At 60.0% G+C, this 19,509-nt stretch carries 18 protein-coding genes; 7 read left to right on the top strand and 11 right to left on the bottom strand.

From position 1 onward, the window contains the following. Positions 1 to 5: 5 nt before the first annotated feature. The 6 genes from ACOYA6_RS06575 to sad form a co-directional block, all read right to left on the bottom strand. Positions 6 to 971, bottom strand: coding sequence for a sensor domain-containing diguanylate cyclase (locus tag ACOYA6_RS06575; protein ID WP_039028807.1), 966 nt, complete (start codon positions 969 to 971; stop codon positions 6 to 8). 55 nt (positions 972 to 1,026) lie between these two features. Beyond that, the gene (locus ACOYA6_RS06570) at positions 1,027 to 2,019 is read right to left on the bottom strand and encodes a sensor domain-containing diguanylate cyclase (RefSeq protein ID WP_422654510.1); all 993 of its coding nucleotides are present in this window, start codon (positions 2,017 to 2,019) and stop codon (positions 1,027 to 1,029) included. A 181-nt stretch (positions 2,020 to 2,200) separates the two neighbouring features. Further along, positions 2,201 to 3,652, bottom strand: a complete 1,452-nt coding sequence (locus ACOYA6_RS06565; RefSeq protein WP_422654307.1) for a GGDEF domain-containing protein — start codon at positions 3,650 to 3,652, stop codon at positions 2,201 to 2,203. A gap of 159 nt (positions 3,653 to 3,811) precedes the next feature. Further along, positions 3,812 to 4,738, bottom strand: coding sequence for a glutaminase B (gene glsB, locus ACOYA6_RS06560; protein WP_422654306.1), 927 nt, complete (start codon positions 4,736 to 4,738; stop codon positions 3,812 to 3,814). Positions 4,739 to 4,801: 63 nt separating this feature from the next. Then, positions 4,802 to 6,379 carry a methyl-accepting chemotaxis protein gene (locus ACOYA6_RS06555; protein ID WP_422654305.1) on the bottom strand — a complete coding sequence of 526 codons (1,578 nt, stop codon included), beginning with the start codon at positions 6,377 to 6,379 and terminating at the stop codon, positions 4,802 to 4,804. A 165-nt stretch (positions 6,380 to 6,544) separates the two neighbouring features. Continuing rightward, positions 6,545 to 7,927, bottom strand: coding sequence for a succinate-semialdehyde dehydrogenase (gene sad, locus ACOYA6_RS06550; RefSeq protein ID WP_422654304.1), 1,383 nt, complete (start codon positions 7,925 to 7,927; stop codon positions 6,545 to 6,547). Positions 7,928 to 8,026: 99 nt separating this feature from the next. Here sad and ptrR point away from each other — a divergent pair, with 99 nt between their 5' ends. Beyond that, the gene (ptrR, locus tag ACOYA6_RS06545) at positions 8,027 to 8,905 is read left to right on the top strand and encodes a putrescine utilization regulator PtrR (protein ID WP_039028813.1); all 879 of its coding nucleotides are present in this window, start codon (positions 8,027 to 8,029) and stop codon (positions 8,903 to 8,905) included. Here the strand turns inward: ptrR and ACOYA6_RS06540 are convergent. The 4 genes from ACOYA6_RS06540 to dtnK form a co-directional block, all read right to left on the bottom strand. After that, positions 8,859 to 9,341, bottom strand: a complete 483-nt coding sequence (locus ACOYA6_RS06540; RefSeq protein ID WP_039028814.1) for a GNAT family N-acetyltransferase — start codon at positions 9,339 to 9,341, stop codon at positions 8,859 to 8,861. The genes ptrR and ACOYA6_RS06540 overlap by 47 nt on opposite strands. Positions 9,342 to 9,436: 95 nt before the next feature. After that, positions 9,437 to 10,198 carry a DeoR/GlpR family DNA-binding transcription regulator gene (locus ACOYA6_RS06535; protein ID WP_039028815.1) on the bottom strand — a complete coding sequence of 254 codons (762 nt, stop codon included), beginning with the start codon at positions 10,196 to 10,198 and terminating at the stop codon, positions 9,437 to 9,439. Between the two features lies 1 nt (position 10,199). After that, complete coding sequence (locus tag ACOYA6_RS06530) at positions 10,200 to 11,186, bottom strand: D-threonate 4-phosphate dehydrogenase (RefSeq protein ID WP_138368911.1); 987 nt, start codon at positions 11,184 to 11,186, stop codon at positions 10,200 to 10,202. Continuing rightward, on the bottom strand, positions 11,179 to 12,399 hold the full coding sequence (dtnK, locus tag ACOYA6_RS06525) for a D-threonate kinase (protein WP_422654303.1): 1,221 nt from the start codon (positions 12,397 to 12,399) through the stop codon (positions 11,179 to 11,181). The genes ACOYA6_RS06530 and dtnK overlap by 8 nt, the downstream gene beginning before the upstream one ends. Positions 12,400 to 12,568: 169 nt before the next feature. Here dtnK and ACOYA6_RS06520 point away from each other — a divergent pair, with 169 nt between their 5' ends. From ACOYA6_RS06520 to ACOYA6_RS06495, 6 genes are all read left to right on the top strand, one after another. Beyond that, the gene (locus tag ACOYA6_RS06520; RefSeq protein WP_422654302.1) at positions 12,569 to 13,714 is read left to right on the top strand and encodes an iron-containing alcohol dehydrogenase; all 1,146 of its coding nucleotides are present in this window, start codon (positions 12,569 to 12,571) and stop codon (positions 13,712 to 13,714) included. Between the two features lie 17 nt (positions 13,715 to 13,731). Beyond that, entirely contained in the window at positions 13,732 to 14,616 is an 885-nt protein-coding gene (locus ACOYA6_RS06515; RefSeq protein ID WP_422654301.1) for a dihydrodipicolinate synthase family protein, read from the top strand. Between the two features lie 77 nt (positions 14,617 to 14,693). Next, positions 14,694 to 16,106: a sodium:solute symporter family protein gene (locus ACOYA6_RS06510; protein WP_039028819.1), complete on the top strand. Its 1,413-nt coding sequence runs from the start codon at positions 14,694 to 14,696 to the stop codon at positions 16,104 to 16,106. A gap of 1 nt (position 16,107) precedes the next feature. Next, on the top strand, positions 16,108 to 17,277 hold the full coding sequence (locus ACOYA6_RS06505) for a sialidase family protein (protein WP_138368906.1): 1,170 nt from the start codon (positions 16,108 to 16,110) through the stop codon (positions 17,275 to 17,277). After that, the gene (locus tag ACOYA6_RS06500) at positions 17,274 to 17,744 is read left to right on the top strand and encodes a NanQ anomerase/TabA/YiaL family protein (protein ID WP_422654300.1); all 471 of its coding nucleotides are present in this window, start codon (positions 17,274 to 17,276) and stop codon (positions 17,742 to 17,744) included. Before ACOYA6_RS06505 ends, ACOYA6_RS06500 begins: the two co-directional genes overlap by 4 nt. Before the next feature lies 1 nt (position 17,745). Further along, a complete protein-coding gene (locus ACOYA6_RS06495) occupies positions 17,746 to 18,423 on the top strand; it encodes an SDR family NAD(P)-dependent oxidoreductase (RefSeq protein ID WP_039028822.1) in 678 nt (225 codons plus the stop codon). A gap of 279 nt (positions 18,424 to 18,702) precedes the next feature. Here ACOYA6_RS06495 and ACOYA6_RS06490 read toward each other — a convergent pair whose 3' ends face one another. Next, positions 18,703 to 19,497, bottom strand: coding sequence for a PhzF family phenazine biosynthesis protein (locus ACOYA6_RS06490; RefSeq protein WP_138368903.1), 795 nt, complete (start codon positions 19,495 to 19,497; stop codon positions 18,703 to 18,705). Between the last annotated feature and the right edge of the window lie 12 nt (positions 19,498 to 19,509).

Here is a 19,509-nt window from a genome sequence, read left to right as displayed (position 1 = left end):
TTATCTCAACAGCCGGTACCGCGCTGCTGTTTCATGGAGTACATCATCTGGTCGGCGGTTTTCAGCCAGCTCTGCAGATCGTCGCGGTCATGGTTGAATTCGCTCACTCCCCATGAAAACGACAGCGCCCAGGGGTATTCGGCATGCTCGTTCCAGCTCGCCGCCTGTTCGGTGAGAAACTGCATCGCGATCCACGCCCCCTTCTCGTCGCTGTTGGCGAAGAGGATGGCAAACTCATCCCCGCCGTAGCGCGCCAGCACGTCGGCTTCACGGAAGGTGGATTTCAGCAGACCGGCCACCGCCTTCAGGGCGTGGTCACCATCGGCCCGGCCATAGCGCGCGTTGATCTGCTTAAAGCGATCGAGATCAAGCCAGGCCAGGGTCAGGGGCTCTGCCCGACGGCGGGCGGCGCGAATGGCATAGGTCGCCAGATGATGAAAGCCACGGCGGTTATAGAGCCCGGTCAGGTCGTCAGTGATCCTTGCGCAGGTTGCGGCGAACTCTACCTCCACCAGCGCGGCCAGGTCTGCGAGCGCCTCGATGTCGGCGGGCGAAAATATGCGCGGCTGATGATCGATAATGCACAGCGAGCCCACCGTGGCGCCACCGGGCAGGTGCAGCGGACAGCCCGCGTAAAACCGGATCGGGTTGTCGTCGGTGACCAGCGGGTTATCGGCGAAACGGGGATCGTCCAGGGTATCCTGGACCACCAGCGGGGTTTTACTGAGGACGGTGTGGCCACAAAAAGAGAGATTTCTCGGCAGGTTGGTGCTGTCGCCACCGTCTGCGGATTTTACAACCACGACATGCTCGTCCACCAGGTTTATCATCGCCACCGGCACGCTGAAGAGACGTTTAGCCAGCCGGGTGAGCCGGTCGTATACCGGGTGTTTTTCAGGTTCGAGCAGTCCGGATTCGCGCAAAGCGCTGAGGCGCTCTGCTTCATTGTTGGCGAGTGTTGGTGATTTCATACGGGCTCCGTCCGGACGTCAGGCTTTTTAAAAGCTTAGCGCATCCTGAGGCCGGTTAGTGGGCAAATATGCGGTTTTTCCCGTCGCGTTTCGCCTGATAGAGCGCGGCGTCGGCAGCCTGTAACCAGTCCGTAACATTTCCCATCTCCCGGGTGGCGCAGGCAATGCCGATACTCATGGTGCACTGAACCGCCTCTTCGGCGACATCTTCTATTACCGCCGCCGCATCCATAATCCGCGTGGCGACCATTCGTGCTTCGTCGAGGGTGGTGTCGGGAAGCAGGATCACAAACTCATCCCCGCCCAGACGCGCCGGGGTATCGCTCTGGCGGGTGGCGATGTGCAGTATCTGTGACACTGTCACTAATAGCATATCCCCCACCTTATGGCCGAAGCGGTCGTTGACCTCTTTAAAGTTGTCGATATCGATAAACATCAGCGCCGAATCGCGACAGGTTTGCTGCAGTTTATGCAGCTCATGATCGATGCGTTTCTCCAGCAGACGCCGGTTGGCAATGTCGAGGAGCGGATCCATCATCGCAATACGCTCCAGCTCGCGGGATTTAAAGCGCAGCCGCACGGCGATGCTGTTAGTGAGCACGCTCAGCGCCACGGTATAGATCCCAATCAGCGGCAGCGTGGCGTACATAGTGCGCTGGGAAACCCACGGCACCAGCGCCATCCCCTGGGTCAGCCAGCTGGCCATAAACACCGCCAGCATCACCGCACCGGCTTTTTTCATCAACGGGAAACCACCCGCCGCCAGCCGGTCGGCAAGTAAGATCGTGGCAATGGTGACAGAGGGCAGCGGGTTGGCCGCCATCATGGCGATCCAGAAGCCGCCTGCCCCGGCGTCAAACACCAGGTTCTGATGTTCGGTACGCAGCGGCGAGGGTGAGCGCCGGGCGCGCCACCAGGCCAGCGTCGGCCAGACAAAAGCGTTGACCGCCAGAAGACCTATAAGCCAGCCTGAACGTTGCTGTTCCAGCAGGACAGAGAGGATAGGTAAAAAGCAGAGAAAGGTTCCAAGCACTCGCATCACATACATGCGTTTGATAAACCGACTGCCAGGCACGCGAGGGGGTTTACTGAGTCTGTCAGTTCCGTTCATCACACGAATTTTCCGATATAATCACCCCTTTATATTATTGACGATGAAAATGCGTATCAAGGCATTTATCAGTTTTGTAAATATATGGCAGGTGCCCGTCCCATGGGCATGCAAACGTTTACAGCTGTTCCGTAGCCGTTGCGTTTTGTTCGGCAGTTTTTATCTCTGTCATTCGGGCGCTGGTACGATTTCGGCCTGCTTTTTTCGAACGATACAGATAATCATCCGCTTCGGTCATCAGACGATTAAATACGTCCGTCAGCTGCGACGGCTCCGATTTCCCACTGCCCAGACCAATACTGACGGTTAAAAACAGCGACTGACCGCGCCAGTCGAACGGATGTTGTTCAACCGTAGTGCGGATTCGTTCCGCCAGGGCGTACCCCCGCTCTGCGGAAGCGGAATTGACCACCACCGCAAACTCCTCGCCGCCCATCCGCGCCACCAGCCCTTCGTTGCCCACCGTCTCCTGCACTTTGCGGGCAAAGGCGGCCAGCACGGTATCACCGCACTCGTGACCATAGTTGTCGTTGATACTTTTGAAGTAGTCGATATCCAGCAGCATCACCGTCAGACGCGGGCTATTGCGCTTCCCTTCACTGTTTTTAAGCGCCTCATACAGCCCGGAGCGGGAGTAGACCTGGGTCAGATAGTCATAATCGGCGCGCAGGGAGACCTGGCGGATCAGCGAGTTGATGGCCGCCATGCTCACCGACACCATGACCGGACAGATGGCCATGGTGGCGATCCCAAGCCTGGCCGAGAACATCATCGGCGTGGTGATCGGCGTCGTCGCCACAATGGTAATAATGGCGTTGCCGACCAGGGTGATCTCCACCGCGCCGGTAACAAAGGTCAGAAGACAGGTGGCCGGCAGCGAATAGCGCACCGCACACCAGATCAGCGCCGGCATCGGAAACGCCAGCGCACCGGCCCCGCCGATCGCCACCGAGGCTACGACGGAGACGATCAGCACAACGACCGGCATCAGGTGATCGGCACGCATAGCCCGGTTGAACCTGGGCCAGGTGATGGTCAGCATGCAGGGCACGATTAACACCCCGGTGGAGAACTGTTCGCTGAACCAGTCGGCGACCAGCGGCCAGAAGTCACGACTGTCCACCCCGCCCGACACTGCCGCCCCGACCAGAGCACACAGCAGTGCGGCCAGCAGACAATAGTTAAACAGCCTCAGCGCATTCACCGGATCCGGAGTGGTATTTTTTAGCCGTTTATCACGCTGGACCAGCAGGGCAACAATAACGATAAACACCATATTCGACAGGTTAATACCCAGCGAGGTAATGCCCCAGTTGGTGGTGATAAGGTCATATAGCAGCATGGCAATATAGGATACTGCGTAATAGTGCAGCCGGTTCAGGTAAGCGTAACGAGCAAACAGGCCCGCCATCACGCCATTCAGCGGCCAGAACATCGACAGGGATTCCACCAGACGCAGCTGCGCGCCAATAAAATAGAACAGCGTGGTTAATACAAATATACCCGCTGCATTTCGGAACGGGGATTGCGGGTCAAATAATGTGAATGTTCTGGTGTTAGCAGAAGGCATGCAATTTCAATCCGTAGGGTTGCTTTTAACACTGAGTTAGCATCCGCGCGGATGAATGTTAAAAGTTTGGCATTAATTTATATCACATTAATGGGATAACGATCATCATCCCTTTAGCTCTGCTTATTAGTTGTGCCGTCAGCATAACGGCACAGCGGCTTAATAGACCGAACGTCCCAGCTGCTGGGTGAGGTGTTCCAGCACCGCCACACCCGCCAGGGAGTTCCCCGTTTCGTCCAGCTCCGGGCTCCAGACCGCAATCGCCATCTCGTGAGGGACAATGGCCACTACCCCGCCGCCAACCCCCGATTTAGCCGGCAACCCCACCCGCCAGGCGAACTCACCGGCGTTCTGATACATTCCGCTCGTCGCCATCAGGGCATTGACCTGCCGGGCCTGCATCGGCGTCACGACGGGCTCAGACAGATGCGGGGCATAACCTTGGGCAGCCAGAAACAGAAAGGTGTTCGCCAGCTCGACACAGTTCATCTTCAGGGCGCAGTAGTGGAAGTAGTTTTGCAGGACCGTCGGCACGTCGTTATGGAAATTACCGAACGACTTCATCAGCCAGGCGATCGCCGCATTGCGCGCCGAGTGTTCGAATTCGGACCGGGCGACGGCGGCATCGTAGCCGATATCACTCACCCCGGAGAGCTGGCGCACGATCTCCAGCATCCGCTGGCGCGGTGCGCTCAGACGGCTTTGCAGCATGTCGCACACCACCAGCGCCCCGGCGTTGATGAACGGGTTACGCGGTTTGCCCTGTTCGATCTCCAGCTGCAGCAGGGAGTTGAACGGCTGCCCGGAGGGATCTTTCCCGACCCGCTGCCAGATCTCGTCCTCGTCATACTGGCGCATGGCCGCCACCAGGCTCAGGACTTTGGAAATCGACTGGATGGAGAAGCGCTCGGCGGCATCCCCGGCCTGAAAGTGTTGTCCGTCCACGGTGCTGATGGCAATCCCGAGTTTGTTGCCGTTGACCGAGGCCAGCGCCGGGATGTAATCGGCCACTTTGCCCTTGCCCAACAGAGGACGTACTTGCGCCAGAATGGCGTCCAGCATCTGATTAGTGATGTTCGCAGCCATCGGTTGCTCCTTGCTCACAGGCCAAAAACGGCCTGCGAGTATAACAGAGGCTTATGGATGACGTCAGGCAGGAAGTCGGAACCGCGAGACGGCCTGCAACAGCAGACCGGACTCATCATGCAGCCGCTGGGAGGCTTCGGAGGCGGTATTCACCAGCACATCGGTCTGGCGAGCCACCTGATTCAGCGCCTGCAGCTGATTGGTCATACGGTGAATGCTGTCGCCCTGGCTAAGGGTGGCAACGGAGATCTCATTCAGCAGGCTGCAGAGATTACCCACCAGACCAATCACCTGCTGCAGGTTATCCTCCAGCCGGGTGACCGCTTTCGAGCCATCCTCAATGCCCTGCAACGAGTGGTTGATCAGCTCCTGGATAGTCTGGGTCGAATGGCTGCTTTTGCGCGCCAGCAGGCCCACTTCCCGCGCCACCACGGCAAAGCCGCGTCCCTGATTACCGGCATGGGCCGCTTCGATGGCCGCGTTCAGCGCCAGAATGTTGGTCTGGAACGCCACGTTATCGATGATCGCCACGATGCCGCGCATCTCCGAGGAGCGCTCCACGATTGCCGCCATTGAGGCATTAACCGTCTCCATCATCCGGTCGCCGCCCGCCGCCATCTCCCGGGCTTCGTCCGCCCGCGAGCTGGCCAGCCTGGCATAGCCGCTGTTCCCCTCGACGTGTGTTTCCAGCGCGGCAATATGCGCCGTGACCTCTTTCAGCTCCTGCGCCTGACGCGCAGACTGGTGATACAGATCCTGATTCCCCTGCGCCAGCGAGCCAATATTGCTCACCATAGAGGTGGTGGCCTCGCTGACCTGGGTCACCAGCTGCTGCAGCCCCTGCTGCAGGGTATCCACGCTGTCGCCAAGCTGCGCAATCTCGCGGTTAAAACGTTTAACAGTGGGTGCAGGCGCAGAGAGATCCCCCGCCGCCAGCAGATTGATATGGGCGATCAGCCGACGCAGCGGGACGATCACCCAGCGGGACATCGCAAACCACACCGCCACTGCGATAGCCAGCAGCACCACCGGAGCCAGTAAAAACAGCGATTGCAGCTTCGAAAGACTGGCGGTTAGCAACTGCCGCCCCTCGGTTGCGCGCTGGGCGCTGGCCTGCTGATAGCGGGCATAGTTGTCATTAAAATCCGCCTGAAACGCCTGGGCGGGCACGGCAAAAAAGGCATCAATCGACTGGCCGTTCACCAGCCCGTCGGCCTGTTCGCGGATGGCATCGAAAAAGAGTTGGTAGCTGTTAAGCAGCGCCTCATCCCGCGGCGGACTCATCGCCTGCCACGCCTGCCAGGCCTGCTGTGAATCGCGTAACGCCTGTTGCGCCTCGTCCATCAGGCTGTGCCAGCTTCCGTCCGAACCGGTCTCTTTATCCTGCATAAAGTAAACCCCCGCCCGGTTAAGCAGATCGCTTGCCGCCAGCAGGGAGATGCGCGCCTGATCGACCTTCGCCTGTTGCAGATAAGCCATCTGGTTACGCTGTTCATTGCGCTGGGCATCGCGCAGCGAGACGGAAAGTAAGACCGATGAAGAGATTTGCAGCGCGGAAAAGAGCCCGATGATGCAGAAGATCCCCGCCAGCAAACCAAACTGCCGGGGAGTAATGCGACGAAAAATTTGCATTAAGTTCATAATTTATTCATTAACAATGACTTAGACGTGGGCGAGTCTACGCAGTGAAAATGACAGAACTATTTCAGAATGATGACAGACGCCCGGCGGCGCTGCGCTTGCACAGGTCTGGGATTTTGTAGGCCGGGTAAGCGCAGCGCCACCCGGCAAAACATCGGCAGAGGATTAAACCCGATCTTTCCACACTGTCTGCACATTACAGAACTCATGCAAACCAAAGTGCGACAGCTCCCGTCCAAAGCCGCTCTTTTTCACCCCGCCAAACGCCACGCGGGCATCGCTGGCGCTGTAACCGTTGATAAACACCCCGCCGCACTCAAGCTGACGGGCAAAGCGATCCGCGGCCTCCTGGCTTGCGCTAAACACCGTTGCCGACAGGCCAAAATCGCTATCGTTGGCCAGGGCCAGCGCGTGATCGGCATCGGTTGCTACTGTGATGGCCGCTACCGGACCGAACATCTCCTGACGAAACGCGGTCATGTTCGGGGTAACGTTGCCCAGCACGGTCGGCGCATAGTAGTTCCCTGCCCCGGCCACCTTCTCGCCGCCCAGCAGCAGGGTTGCGCCTTCGGCAAGCGTCGCCTGCACCTGCTGATGCAGCTCATCGCGCAGATCGAAACGCGCCATCGGCCCGAGGTAGTTCTCCTCGTTATCGGGTGCGCCCATCTTCAGCGCCGCAGTGGCCTCCACAAACCGACGGGTAAACTCATCGGCAATTCCCGCTTCGACGATAAAGCGCTTGGCCGCGGCACACACCTGCCCGGTGTTCTGATAGCGCCCTGTCACCGCTGCTTTCACCGCCAGATCCAGATCGGCATCATTGAGGACAATAAAGGGATCGGAACCGCCCAACTCGAGGACGCATTTTTTCAGCGCGGCCCCGGCCTGAGCACCAATCGCCGCCCCGGCGCGCAGGCTGCCGGTCACGGTGACGGCCGCAATGCGCGGATCGGCAATCATCTGGCTTACCCCGTCGTTGGTGGCATTTAGCTGACCAAACACCCCCTGCGGGAATCCGGCATCGGTAAAAATAGCTTCAATCAGGTTCGCGGCACCCAGCACGTTCGGGGCGTGCTTTAGCAGATAGCTGTTGCCTGCCAGGATAATCGGCACCGCGCCGCGCAGCACCTGCCACAGCGGGAAGTTCCACGGCATCACTGCCAGCACCGGGCCCAGCGGGCGATATTCAATCACCGCGTCCGCCACCTGGGTTGCTTCGGTGCTCAGCATCGCCGGGCCATGTTCGGCATACCAGTCGCAAAGACCGGCGGATTTCGCCACCTCCCCGCGCGCCTGGGCGATGGGTTTGCCCATCTCACGGGTGATCATCTGCGCCATCTCTTCGCCACGGTTGCGCAGGGCTGCACCGAGATCGCGTAATTTTTGCGCACGCGCCTCTACAGGCACGCTGCGCCACTGGCGAAACGCGGTATCGCTTTGGGCAAGCGCATGTTCAACGTCGGTCACGGTGGCCCACGGCCATGAGGCCAGGGTTTCGCCGTTAGTCGGATTAATGGACAGGGCATGGGTCGCAGATGAAGTCGTCATGATGTGCTCCGTGTATTAAGTGTTGATTTAGTGTGGCGCACTCTGCTATTTCTTAAAAATGAATAATAATAACCACCTTATTCACGAAACGAGAACGATATGGATCTGACCCAGCTGGAGATGTTTAACGCCGTCGCCCAGACCGGCAGCATTACCCAGGCCGCGCAGAAGGTGCATCGCGTGCCCTCAAATCTGACCACCCGCATCAAGCAGCTGGAGGCAGATCTTGGCGTCGAGCTGTTCATCCGCGAGAACCAGCGGCTGCGCCTCTCCCCGGCGGGACATAACTTTTTACGCTACAGTCGGCAGATCCTCGCCCTGGTGGATGAAGCGCGGATGGTGGTGGCGGGCGATGAGCCTCAGGGCCTCTTCACCCTCGGTTCGCTGGAGAGCACCGCAGCCGTGCGCATCCCGGCCTCGCTGGCGCAGTTTAACCAGCGCTATCCGCGCATTCAGTTTGCGCTGGCGACCGGTCCGTCGGGGACGATGATTGATGGCGTGCTGGAAGGCACCCTGAGCGCGGCGTTTGTCGATGGGCCCCTGTCCCACCCCGAACTTGAAGGCATGCCGGTCTACCGGGAGGAGATGATGCTGGTGGTACCGGCTGGCGATCCTGAGGTTAAACGGGCCACCGAAATCAGCGGGCGCGACATCTATGCCTTTCGCGCGAACTGTTCCTATCGCCGTCACTTTGAAAGCTGGTTTCATGCGGATCGCGCCACGCCGGGACGCATCCATGAGATGGAGTCCTATCACGGCATGCTGGCGTGTGTGATTGCCGGAGCGGGCATCGCGCTGATGCCGCGCTCAATGCTGGAAAGTATGCCTGGTCATCAGCAGGTAGAGGCCTGGCCGCTGGCGGAAAACTGGCGCTGGCTCACCACCTGGCTGGTGTGGCGTCGGGGTGCAATGACCCGGCAGCTGGAGGCGTTTATAGCACTGCTAAACGAAGGTCAGCCACCAGCAACTTCTCCATAAACAGGCTCAGCGGGTCGGGTTGATACGGCGCAAACGCCGCGCACTGCTGGTAGCCGCTGCGTTCATACAGAGAGATGGCCGACAGCTGCTTGATCCCGGTCTCCAGTCGCAGAGTATGACACCCGCGGCTCTGGGCTTCATCTTCCAGCGCTGCCAGCAGCTTTTCACCCAACCGCTGCCCGCGATGGGTCGGATCGATATAAACCCGCTTCATCTCCCCGCTGCCGTCGCCGTTCAGCACGATTGCCCCGCAGCCGACGGCGTTAAGCTGGCGATCGCGGATCACCATCATAATCAGTGCATGCTCAGGAAGCTGGGTCAGATCCAGCAGATGGTTGCTCTCTGCCGGATAAAGCGTGCTCTGATACTGGTCCAGAGCAGCAATCAGGGTGGTGATGTCCGGATGGGCGGGTGATTCAGAGGTGATGGAATACATGGCAGGCTCCTTTTGTCGTTTTTCACCACCTTAACGCCGGAAGAAAAACGGAGCGGCATATTTTTAACTTATAGCTGCGTCTGACCATTGCGCCCTCAGGGCGCTAAGGTCAAGGTCGTATCCAGCTGGCTTAAGGTCTGCTGCACGCCTTCGTCCAGACGTTTATCGGTGACGATATCCGTCAGGGAGTTGAGGTGCACCACGTTAAACAGCGACCAGGCGCCATATTTTGAGCTGTCGGCCAGCAGGACGCGGCGTCGGGCGTTGGCAATCAGATCGCGCTTCAGTGCCGCTTTCTCTTCCGTCGGCGCGGTGATGCCGCGCTCCAGATCCCAGCCGTTACAGCTGACAAAGGCGATATCCGGCCAGATGTTCTGCAACATGCGGCGGCCATGCTCGCCGATGCAGGACTGGCTGGTATCGTCGATGCGCCCGCCAATAATTGTCACTTCGATCTGCTTAAACTCCGATAAAAACAGGGCGATATGCAGATCGCTGGTGATCACGCGCAGCGGAAGGTGGGTCAGCTGACGCGCGAGTTCAATCATCGTGGTGCCCGCATCAAGCACCACCGCGTCGCCGGCTTTCACAAAACTGGCCGCCGCGCAGGCGATATCGTGTTTCTCCGCCAGGCTGCGGTGCATCTTTTCACTGGTGGTGGGCTGGGAAGGGATGAACCGGTTAAGGGTGACGCCGCCGTGGGTACGGCTGATAACCCCCTCCTGATCGAGCTTAATCAGATCGCGGCGAATGGTCGCGGGCGAGGCATCCGTTGCCGCCACCAGCTGATCCACCGTCACCAGATTGTGCCCTTTCAGGTAGTCCATTATCTGTTCTAACCGGCTATATCCCTTCATATTATTCCCGTGTGATTTGCATCGCTAACTGGATAGAAACCGTCATGCTCTCAGACTTCGCTTTACCTGTCCACGCAATGTCGAACGCGGTACCGTGGTCGGCAGAGGTCCGGATAAACGGCAGCCCGGCGGTGATGTTCACCCCGTCGTAAAAACCGAGTAATTTTAGCGGAATATGCCCCTGATCGTGATACATCGCCACCACCATGTCGTACATGCCCTCGTGGCACTGCATAAACACCGTATCCGGCGGGCACGGCCCATACACGTTCAGCCCCTTCGCTTTCATCGCCTCAACGGCCGGGCCAACAATCTTTATCTCTTCGTCGCCAAACAGGCCGTTCTCCCCGGCGTGCGGGTTAACCCCGGCCACGGCGATACGCGGATTGTCATAGCCCACGCGTTTGAGGAAGGTATCCGCAATGCCAATCACGGTTTTTACCCGATCCTGGTTCAGGGTATCAAGGAATTTGCGCAACGCGATGTGGGTGGTGATGTGAATGACCTTCAGCTGATCCGTATAGAGCACCATCGCGTAATCTTTGCTGTCGGTCAGGTGCGCCAGCAGCTCGGTATGGCCCGGATAGTGATGGCCCGCCAGATGCAGCGCCTCTTTGTTCAGCGGCGCGGTGGCAATGGCTTTCACTTCGCCCGCCATCGCCAGCTCGGTCGCGCGACGCACGCAGCGGTAGGCCAGATCCCCCGCCTGGGCCTGCACTACGCCCGGCTGTAACGCCTCGGGATCGGCCAGGGGTTCATCCAGCACGTTGATGATTGCCGGGCCAAAATGCGCCTCGCTGACGCGGGAGACCACCCGCAGCTCTGCCGGGGCGGTGATGCCCTTCTCCAGCACCCGTTGCAGGGTTCTGGCGCAGCCGACCACCACCACCGGCGCGCCGGACAGCTCGCCCTCGGTGAGGGATTTGATAATGATTTCCGGGCCGATGCCCGCCGGGTCACCCATCGTTACAGCAATGATATTAGTCACTCATCTTCTCCTCGATAAAATGCAAAACCTCAAGCAGCGTGGTTTCAGTACCAAAACCGCCCGCTTTGGTCATGACTGGCCCCTGCCAGCGACAACCCAAAAATCGACCGAACGGCACGCACTGGGCCACCTGTCCGGTTATGGCAAAACCTTGTGCGTTAAGCGTGCTGGCCACCGCCATTGCCACGTCGCCCCCGGAAACATACAGCGCCGCCGGACGGCTGGTCTCCAGCGCGTTGCGCGTCAGCTCCCCGAGAAACGCGCTTATGGTCTCCCCCAGCGCGGCGCGGCTTAGTCCGCGCTGCTCGCACATCGCGTCTATCTGATGACGGGCATGGGTATCGGCGCAGGTATGCACCACGCAGTGCTGGCCTGCCGCCAGCGCCGCCGCGATCTGCTGCTGGTATCCGTCCATCGCCGCGTTAAACACATCATTGATATCTATTAGTACCGTGCTGACATTGTCCTGACCGCGCACGCGCTGGATCTGCTGCTGAGCGATTTCACTCATCGAACCGATGACCGCCAGCAGCTGGCGCGGAGTGGCAAGACGGCGGGCCAGGGCATCGCACAGCCCGGCGGAGCCCACCAGCAGCGGGCGCTCATCCCGGGCAAACGCCGCAGCGACAATCCGATCCAGCTCTTCGTCACTGCGGGCATCCACAATCACTAACCGGGCGTCACTCTCCAGAGCCGCCGCAAGCTGCTCTGGGGTGATCACCACGCTTGTAAGCGCGGTTTGTTCCGCCAGCACTGCCGCGATTTGCGCGTGGCGCACCGGGGTTTTCGGGTCGCTGGCAAATTCGGTGTCGGTCACCGGCACACCCTTCACCAGGCAGACGCCGTTTTCCGTGGTGCGCCCGGCCGCCGGGAACGCCGGGGCGATAATCGCCTGCCGTTTACCGCTGAGCCTGAGCAGCGCCTCAACCTCAGCGCCCGGGTTGCCGCGAAGGGTCGAGTCAATTTTCTTGATAAGCCAGTGAGCGGCGTGAACGTCGGCGGCATACTGCGCCAGTTTTTCAGCGGCCTCTGATGCCTTCATCGCCCGGCTATCGCTATTAATAACCAGCGCATCGGTGTCGTCGGTAAAGGGTGTCTTAAAGGCGACGCTGACTTTTTTGCCGCTCAGCGCCAGGCTCACACCCGCATCGTTGGCACCGGTAAAGTCGTCGGCAATCACCACGATGTCTCTGTTCAGGTTATTCACTTTCATCCCCAGAGGTTTGCATTTCCTGTTAATGATTATATTCAATCATGATTGATTATATGTGAGCAAGATCAAGTTATTCGGTTTACGAATAAATTATAAATTTAGACACACGATGACTGTGATTGGCTGCGTTGAGCGAAATCAATCACAGACGCAGCAACAGGAGAGCAAAGTGTTAACCATTAACAGTACGATTATCAGCGGTGCGGGTGCGATCCCGGCCCTTGCACCACTGCTGGCAGGCAAGACGCGCCTTTTACTGGTCACCGACGGCAATATCGCCCGTCTGGACGCCGCCCGCGCCATCCGCGCCCTGCTGGAAGCCGACAACCGTAGCCTCAGCGTGATTGAGAGCGTGCCGCCGGAGCCAACGCATCACGATGTCCGCGCCCTGCTGGCGGAGATCGACGATACCGCCTTTGATCTGGTGGTGGGTGTGGGCGGCGGCAGCGTACTGGATGTGGCGAAGCTGCTCTCCGTGCTGTGTCATCCGGCATCACCGGGGCTGGATGCTCTGCTGGCAGGCGAAAAACCGACCGAGCGCCTCGCGTCGCTGCTGATCCCGGCCAGCGCCGGTACCGGCTCCGAAGCCACGCCAAACGCCATCCTCGCCATTCCCGAGCAGAGCACCAAAGTCGGCATTATCTCCCCGGTTCTGCTGCCGGATTACGTGGCGCTGCTGCCGGAACTCACCACCAGCATGCCGCCGCACATTGCCTCTTCAACCGGGATCGACGCCCTCTGCCATCTGATCGAGTGCTATACCGCCACCGTCGCCAACCCGGTGAGCGATAACGCGGCGCTGACAGGACTGCGCAAGCTGGTGAATAACATCGAAACCGCCTGCGCCGAGCCGCACAACCTGATGGCGAAGCTCGAAATGCTGTGGGCCTCTTACTACGGCGGCGTGGCGATTGCCCATGCCGGGACCCATCTGGTGCATGCCCTTTCCTATCCGCTTGGCGGCAAATATCACCTGCCGCACGGCGTGGCGAACGCCATTCTGCTGGCGCCCTGCATGCGCGTGGTGCGCCCGGACGCGGTAGAAAAATTCGCCCGGGTGTGGGATCTGGTGCCAGGTGCCGATACCTCCCTGTCGGCGGAGGAGAAATCCCACGCGCTGGTTGAGTGGTTTGCCGCGCTGGTACGCCGCCTCAATTTACCGGACAACCTCGAGACGCTGGGCGTACCGCGGGAAGATATCGCTTCACTGAGCGATGCCGCGCTGAACGTAAAACGCCTGATGAACAATGCCCCGCGTCAGGTCAGCCATGCCGAGGTACAGGGCATCTACCAGACCCTGTTCCCCGAAATTTAAACTCGAAGGAGTGAATAATGCGTAACAAGATTGAAGGCGTGCTGACGGCGATCGTCACCCCCTTTACCGATGACGGCGACCTGCATCTGCCGGGGCTGAAGCGTCAGATCCAGCGGCAGCTGGCGGCGGGAAACGGCATCTTCTGCGGCGGCACCAACGGTGAGTTTTTCGTCCTCACCGAAGAGGAAAAAGTGGCCGTCACCCGCGCCTGCGTGGAAGAGGTCGCCGGGCGTGCACCGGTGGTGGCGCATATCGGGGAGATCTCCACCCGGGCCACTATCCGACTCGGTAAGCAGGTTGAAACCCTGGGCGTGGATGCCGTCTCGGTGATCACCCCGTGGTTTGTGCCCCTGACCCAGGCGGAACTCATCAGCCACTACACCGCCATCGCCGATGCCCTGAGCGTGCCGGTATTCCTCTATAACATCCCGGCGCGTACCGGCAACACCATCGAGCCGCAGACCGCGCGGGTGCTGGCCTCGCATCCGAATATCATCGGCATTAAGGACAGCGCGGGCAGCTACGAGAGCCTGAGCGGGTTCCTGAAAGCCGCCGAGGGTATCGACGGTTTCGACGTGCTGAACGGCCCGGACTCGCTGATCCATCAGGGCTTTGTCGAGGGCTGTTCGGCCTGTATTTCCGGGCTGGCGAACGTCGCCCCGGAGGCAATTAACGCTATCTGGACGCGTTTCCATGCGGGGGATATCGACGGCTCGCGTCAGGCGCAGGAAGGGGTTACTGAACTGCGTACCAATTTATATAAAGTGGCCTTCTCCCCGGCGGCGGTGAAAAAAGCGCTGCAGGTGATGGGCGAAGAGGTAGGTGAAAGCCGCTACGCGGTGGCTTTCGATGCGCAACAGACTGAACAGATCCGCCAGATAGTGACGAAGTCACTGCAGTAACCGGCGTTTGATTTCGTCCATAAGAATACCGGGCACCACGGGTGCCCAGGTTTCCTACGCCCTGAAGAGAGGCAAAGATGAACAATTTTACCGCTGAAGACACCCTGATCATCGTAGGCATCGTGATTGTCTACATCCTGTTTACCACCTGGCTGACCTTCCGCTTGCGCAGTAAAAACTCCGGCGATTTTATGGAAGGCTCCCGGGCGATGCCGGCGTTCATCGTCGGGATCCTGCTGATGTCTGAATACATCGGTGCTAAATCCACCATCGGCACCGCCCAGGCGGCGTTCGAAGACGGTTTTGCCGCCTCCTGGTCGGTGATTGGCGCGGCTATCGGCTTCCCGCTGTTCGGCCTGCTGCTGGTGAAACGCATCTATAACACCGGCAAAATCACCATCTCCGGGGCGATTGCCGAGAAGTACGGCACCAGCACCAAAAACATCATCTCGATTATCATGATCTACGCCCTGCTGCTGGTGAACGTTGGCAACTACGTTTCTGGCGCGGCGGCGATCTCCACCGTCCTGAAAGTCAACCTGCCGGTTGCCGCCTTTATCACGGCTATCGTCAGTACCTTCTACTTCGCCTTTGGCGGCATGAAGGGCGTGGCCTGGGTGACGCTGCTGCACAGCGCCCTGAAGTATTTCGGTATCCTGGTGATCATGGGCTTCGCGCTCTCGAAAACCGGCGGCTTTACGCCGATGATCGAGCAGATGCCGTCATACTACTGGACCTGGGACGGCAACATCGGGGCCAGCACCATCTTTGCCTGGCTGATCGGCACCATCGGCTCCATCTTCTGCACCCAGTTTGTGATCCAGGCTATCTCCTCCACCAAAGACGTGAAGTCGGCCAAACGCGCCACCTGGGTCGCCTTCTTCTTCTGCCTGCCGATCGCCCTGGCGATTGCGGTGATTGGCGTTGCCGCCAAGTATCTCCACCCGGAGATCGACAGCCTGTACGCCATGCCTATCTTCCTGCAGGACATGAACCCGTGGGTGGCCGGTCTTGTGACAACGTCACTTGTGGCGTCAATATTCGTCAGCGTAAGTACCGTGGCGCTGGCCATCGCCTCGCTGGTGGTGAAAGATTTCTACGTGCCTTACCGCAACCCAACCCCGGAGCAGGAGTTTAAAGCCACCCGCTGGATGTCGCTGCTGATTGGCTTCCTGCCGCTGATTTTCGTCCTGCTGGTGCCGGAGGTGCTGAAGCTGTCGTTCTTCACCCGCGCCATTCGTCTGTCGATTACGGTGGTGGCGGTGATTGCCTTCTATGCGCCGTTCTTTAAGAGCACCCGCGGGGCGAACGCTGGTCTGATTGGGGCCTGCGTCGTGACCTCCCTGTGGTATCTGCTCGGCGACCCGTTTGGCATCAACAATATGTATATCGCGCTGATCACCCCGGCGGTGATTATGGTCCTCGACCGTCTGATCCCGAATAAAGCGGATCGCAAAGCGCCTGCCCCTGTTCAACATAATGGAGTCTGATATGTCTGTAACCGTAACCCGTGACGGGATTGTTCGCCCGCAGCCAGAGGATGGCCGCGTGGAAACGGCGATGCTGCCCTCTTCATGCCCGCAGAATCACGCAGCAAACCTGCTGCCGCTGCCGGACGGCACCCTGATGTGCGTCTGGTTCGGCGGCACCCAGGAAGGGATCGCTGATATTTCGGTGTGGGGGTCGCGCCTGGCTCCCGGCAGTAACCAGTGGAGCGAGGCGGTGAAACTCTCCGACGACGCCAGCCGCTCGGAGCAGAACCCGGTGCTGTTCCTCGCCCCGGACAACGTGCTGTGGCTGCTGTGGACCGCCCAGCTCTCCGGCAACCAGGATACCGCCATCGTGCGCTATCGCCAGTCACGCGATCTGGGCCAGACCTGGGGCGAGATCGCCACCCTGCTGGATAAGCCCGGCACCTTTATCCGCCAGCCGATTGTGGTGCTGGATAACGGCAACTGGCTGCTGCCGGTCTTTTACTGCCGCACACAGCCGGGTGAAAAATGGGTGGGCAACGATGACATCAGCGCGGTGAAAATCTCTGAAGACCAGGGTCAGAGCTGGCGCGATGTCGAGGTGCCTGAAAGCCTGGGCTGCGTGCACATGAACATCACCGCCCTAAACAACGGCCACCTGGTGGCGCTGTACCGTAGCCGCTGGGCGGACAATATCTACATCAGCCAGTCGCTCGACAACGGCGAAAGCTGGTCTGTGCCGGAGCCGACTGAGCTGCCGAACAACAACTCGTCGATTCAGGTTACAACGCTTGCCAGCGGTGAGCTGGCGCTGGTGTTTAACCACATGAGTGCGGCGGGTGCGCTGGAGCGTCGCGCCTCGCTGTACGACGAGATCGACGACGGCGACGGGCGTAAAGAGCCGGAGGTCACCCACGGCCGCGCCGCCTTCTGGGGCGCCCCGCGCGCGCCAATGACCGTGGCGATTTCCGCCGACGGCGGGAAAAGCTGGGCCTGGCAGCGCAACCTCGACGAGGGCGACGGCTACTGCATGACCAATAACTCGCTGGAGAAGCTCAACCGCGAGTTCTCCTATCCGAGCATTAAACAGGGTGCCGACGGGTCGCTGCATATCGCCTATACGTATTTCCGTCAGGCGATCAAATACGTGCACGTCTCGCCGGAATGGGTGAAGGAGTCGCAACGGTGATTATCGGACACCTTAACGCCCTGCCGCTGGCAGGGCTCCCCGCCGCTCTGCGTGAGATACTCGATCGCCCGGACTGCTCTCTGGCGGCGCTGGCCGCCCGGGATGACGGACGCTGGCAGCCGGAAGGCTGTCCGTGGTTCTGCCATATCGGCCCGGCGCAGACCCAGCCGCAGGCGCAGCGCCATACGGAATATCATCATCAGTGGGCGGATATTCAGGTGGTGCTGTCGGGTGTGGAAATCATCAACGCCGGAATGCAGTCGCTGGCGCAGGAGGACGACGAAGAGCGCAAGCCGGATCTTTATATCGCCCCCGGGGCGGTGCATCCGGTGAGCATCACCCTTAAGCGTGGAGATTTCGCGGTATTTCTTCCCGGCGAGCCGCATCAGGCGCTGTGTGCGGCTGATGCCCCGATGACCGTGCGCAAGGCGGTATTCAAAGTGCCGCGCGCGCTGCTGGAGGTGTGATATGCGCACTGCCATCGTCACGGGTGCCAGTTCCGGTATCGGCGAAGCCATCGTGAAGCGCCTGCTGGCCGAGGGCTGGCAGGTCACGGGGTTAAGCCGCCGCGGGGTGGATAATGCGCATCCGAATTTCACCAGCCTGAGCGTGGATTTGAGTGACACTGTCACGTTTGCGACTGCGTTGAATGCGCTTCCGGTGCCGCAGGCGATTGTTCACGCCGCAGGAATGATGGCCGCCGCCCCGCTCGGGGAGCTTGACCATGCGGTCAGCGCCAGACTGTGGGGGCTGCATATTCACGCCGCCGAGATCCTGTTTAACCACTTTGCGCCGCGGATGAGCGCGGGCGGACGGCTGGTGGCCATCGGCAGCCGCACCTCCCGCGGTGCGGCGGGTCGTTCGCAATATGTTGCCACCAAAGCGGCGCTGGTGGGGATGGTGCGCAGCTGGGCAGCGGAGCTGGCTCCGCGCGGGATCACCGCCAACGTGGTGGCTCCGGGTGCGACCCAGACCCCGATGCTGAGTGCCCCCGGACGGCAAGCGTCCCCGCCAAAAGTGCCGCCGATGGGGAGATTAATCACCCCGGAAGAGGTGGCGGCGATGGTGAGTTATCTGCTGAGCGCCGAGGCAGCGCCCGTCACAGGGCAGGAGCTGGTGCTGTGCGGAGGGGCGTCGTTGGGGTGAGTTGTGCGGCCTGTTTGCCGGGTGGCGGCTACGCCTTACCCGGCCTACAAACTTCTGACTCGTAGGCCCGTGCAAGCGCAGCGCCGCCGGGCGAACATGCCGCACCGGTGCAACATGCCGGAGTTGTGTTTTGAATTTTGGTTTCGTAGGCCCGCGCAAGCGCAGCGCCGCCGGGCGATGCCGAGGGGGATTGTGCGGTCTGATGCCCTCCCCCCGGCCCTCTCCTTTGGTCCGAGGGTGCAAACACTAAAAACGGCAACTTGCGTTGCCGTTTTGCTTTTATCTCCGCAGAAACACGGTGCCTTTCAGATAGAGCGCCGCCTGGCCGCCGATCAACACCCGGTCACCCTTCAGCTCGCAGCGCAGATCCCCGCCGCGGGGAGAAACCTGCCGCGCCAGCATGGCGGTTTTACCCAGCTTCTCGCTCCAGTATGGGATCAGCATGCTATGGGCGGAGCCGGTGACCGGATCTTCCGCCACCCCTTCGCCCGGGCAGAAGAAGCGGCTGACAAAATCATACTCGTCCCCCGGCGCGGTAACGCAGACCATCTTGTCCAGCGGCATCATGCCGTCGATATCCGGGGTTAAGGCTTCAACCTGCTGCTGGTTTTCCAGCACCACCAGGTAATCGCGCCCTACCCGTACCTCTTTCGCCTCGCGGATACCCAGGGTGCTGAAAAGCAGTTCAGGCGGGTTCGCGACCGGCTCGCAGCCCCACGCCGGGAAGTCCAGCGTCAGCCAGTCGCCGCTGCGCTTGACCTTAAGCTCGCCCACAAAGCGGGTGGAGAAGACAATCTCGGTCTGCGGATAGTCGAGATACTCAAAAATCACGTGCGCGCTGGCAAGCGTGGCGTGACCGCAGAGGTTGATTTCGTACTGCGTGGTAAACCAGCGCAGTTCAAAGCCGGTGTCGGTGCGCACGAAAAACGCGGTTTCCGACTGGTTGTGCTGCTGTGCCATCTTCAACAGAACGTCATCCGGCAGCCAGGCCTCCAGAGGGCAAACGGCTGCGGGATTCCCACCAAACGCGCGGTCGCTAAACGCATCGACCAGATAGAATTCTATTTCTTTCATTGGGTTAACCCT

Origin of the sequence: Leclercia barmai (assembly GCF_049312895.1) — a bacterium.
GTDB lineage: Bacteria > Pseudomonadota > Gammaproteobacteria > Enterobacterales > Enterobacteriaceae > Enterobacter > Enterobacter barmai.
The sequence above is the reverse complement of the archived record's forward strand: the minus strand, read 5'-3'. Positions and strand labels throughout refer to the sequence as shown.

Excerpts from the sequence above, each read along its gene's own strand:
- ACOYA6_RS06575 (WP_039028807.1), bottom strand. The coding sequence starts at position 971 with ATGAAATCACCAACACTCGCCAACAATGAAGCAGAGCGCCTCAGCGCT.
- ACOYA6_RS06570 (WP_422654510.1), bottom strand. The coding sequence starts at position 2,019 with ATGTATGTGATGCGAGTGCTTGGAACCTTTCTCTGCTTTTTACCTATC.
- ACOYA6_RS06565 (WP_422654307.1), bottom strand. The coding sequence starts at position 3,652 with ATGCCTTCTGCTAACACCAGAACATTCACATTATTTGACCCGCAATCC.
- glsB (WP_422654306.1), bottom strand. The coding sequence starts at position 4,738 with ATGGCTGCGAACATCACTAATCAGATGCTGGACGCCATTCTGGCGCAA.
- ACOYA6_RS06555 (WP_422654305.1), bottom strand. The coding sequence starts at position 6,379 with ATGAACTTAATGCAAATTTTTCGTCGCATTACTCCCCGGCAGTTTGGT.
- sad (WP_422654304.1), bottom strand. The coding sequence starts at position 7,927 with ATGACGACTTCATCTGCGACCCATGCCCTGTCCATTAATCCGACTAAC.
- ptrR (WP_039028813.1), top strand. The coding sequence starts at position 8,027 with ATGGATCTGACCCAGCTGGAGATGTTTAACGCCGTCGCCCAGACCGGC.
- ACOYA6_RS06540 (WP_039028814.1), bottom strand. The coding sequence starts at position 9,341 with ATGTATTCCATCACCTCTGAATCACCCGCCCATCCGGACATCACCACC.
- ACOYA6_RS06535 (WP_039028815.1), bottom strand. The coding sequence starts at position 10,198 with ATGAAGGGATATAGCCGGTTAGAACAGATAATGGACTACCTGAAAGGG.
- dtnK (WP_422654303.1), bottom strand. The coding sequence starts at position 12,399 with ATGAAAGTGAATAACCTGAACAGAGACATCGTGGTGATTGCCGACGAC.
- ACOYA6_RS06515 (WP_422654301.1), top strand. The coding sequence starts at position 13,732 with ATGCGTAACAAGATTGAAGGCGTGCTGACGGCGATCGTCACCCCCTTT.
- ACOYA6_RS06510 (WP_039028819.1), top strand. The coding sequence starts at position 14,694 with ATGAACAATTTTACCGCTGAAGACACCCTGATCATCGTAGGCATCGTG.
- ACOYA6_RS06505 (WP_138368906.1), top strand. The coding sequence starts at position 16,108 with ATGTCTGTAACCGTAACCCGTGACGGGATTGTTCGCCCGCAGCCAGAG.
- ACOYA6_RS06495 (WP_039028822.1), top strand. The coding sequence starts at position 17,746 with ATGCGCACTGCCATCGTCACGGGTGCCAGTTCCGGTATCGGCGAAGCC.
- ACOYA6_RS06490 (WP_138368903.1), bottom strand. The coding sequence starts at position 19,497 with ATGAAAGAAATAGAATTCTATCTGGTCGATGCGTTTAGCGACCGCGCG.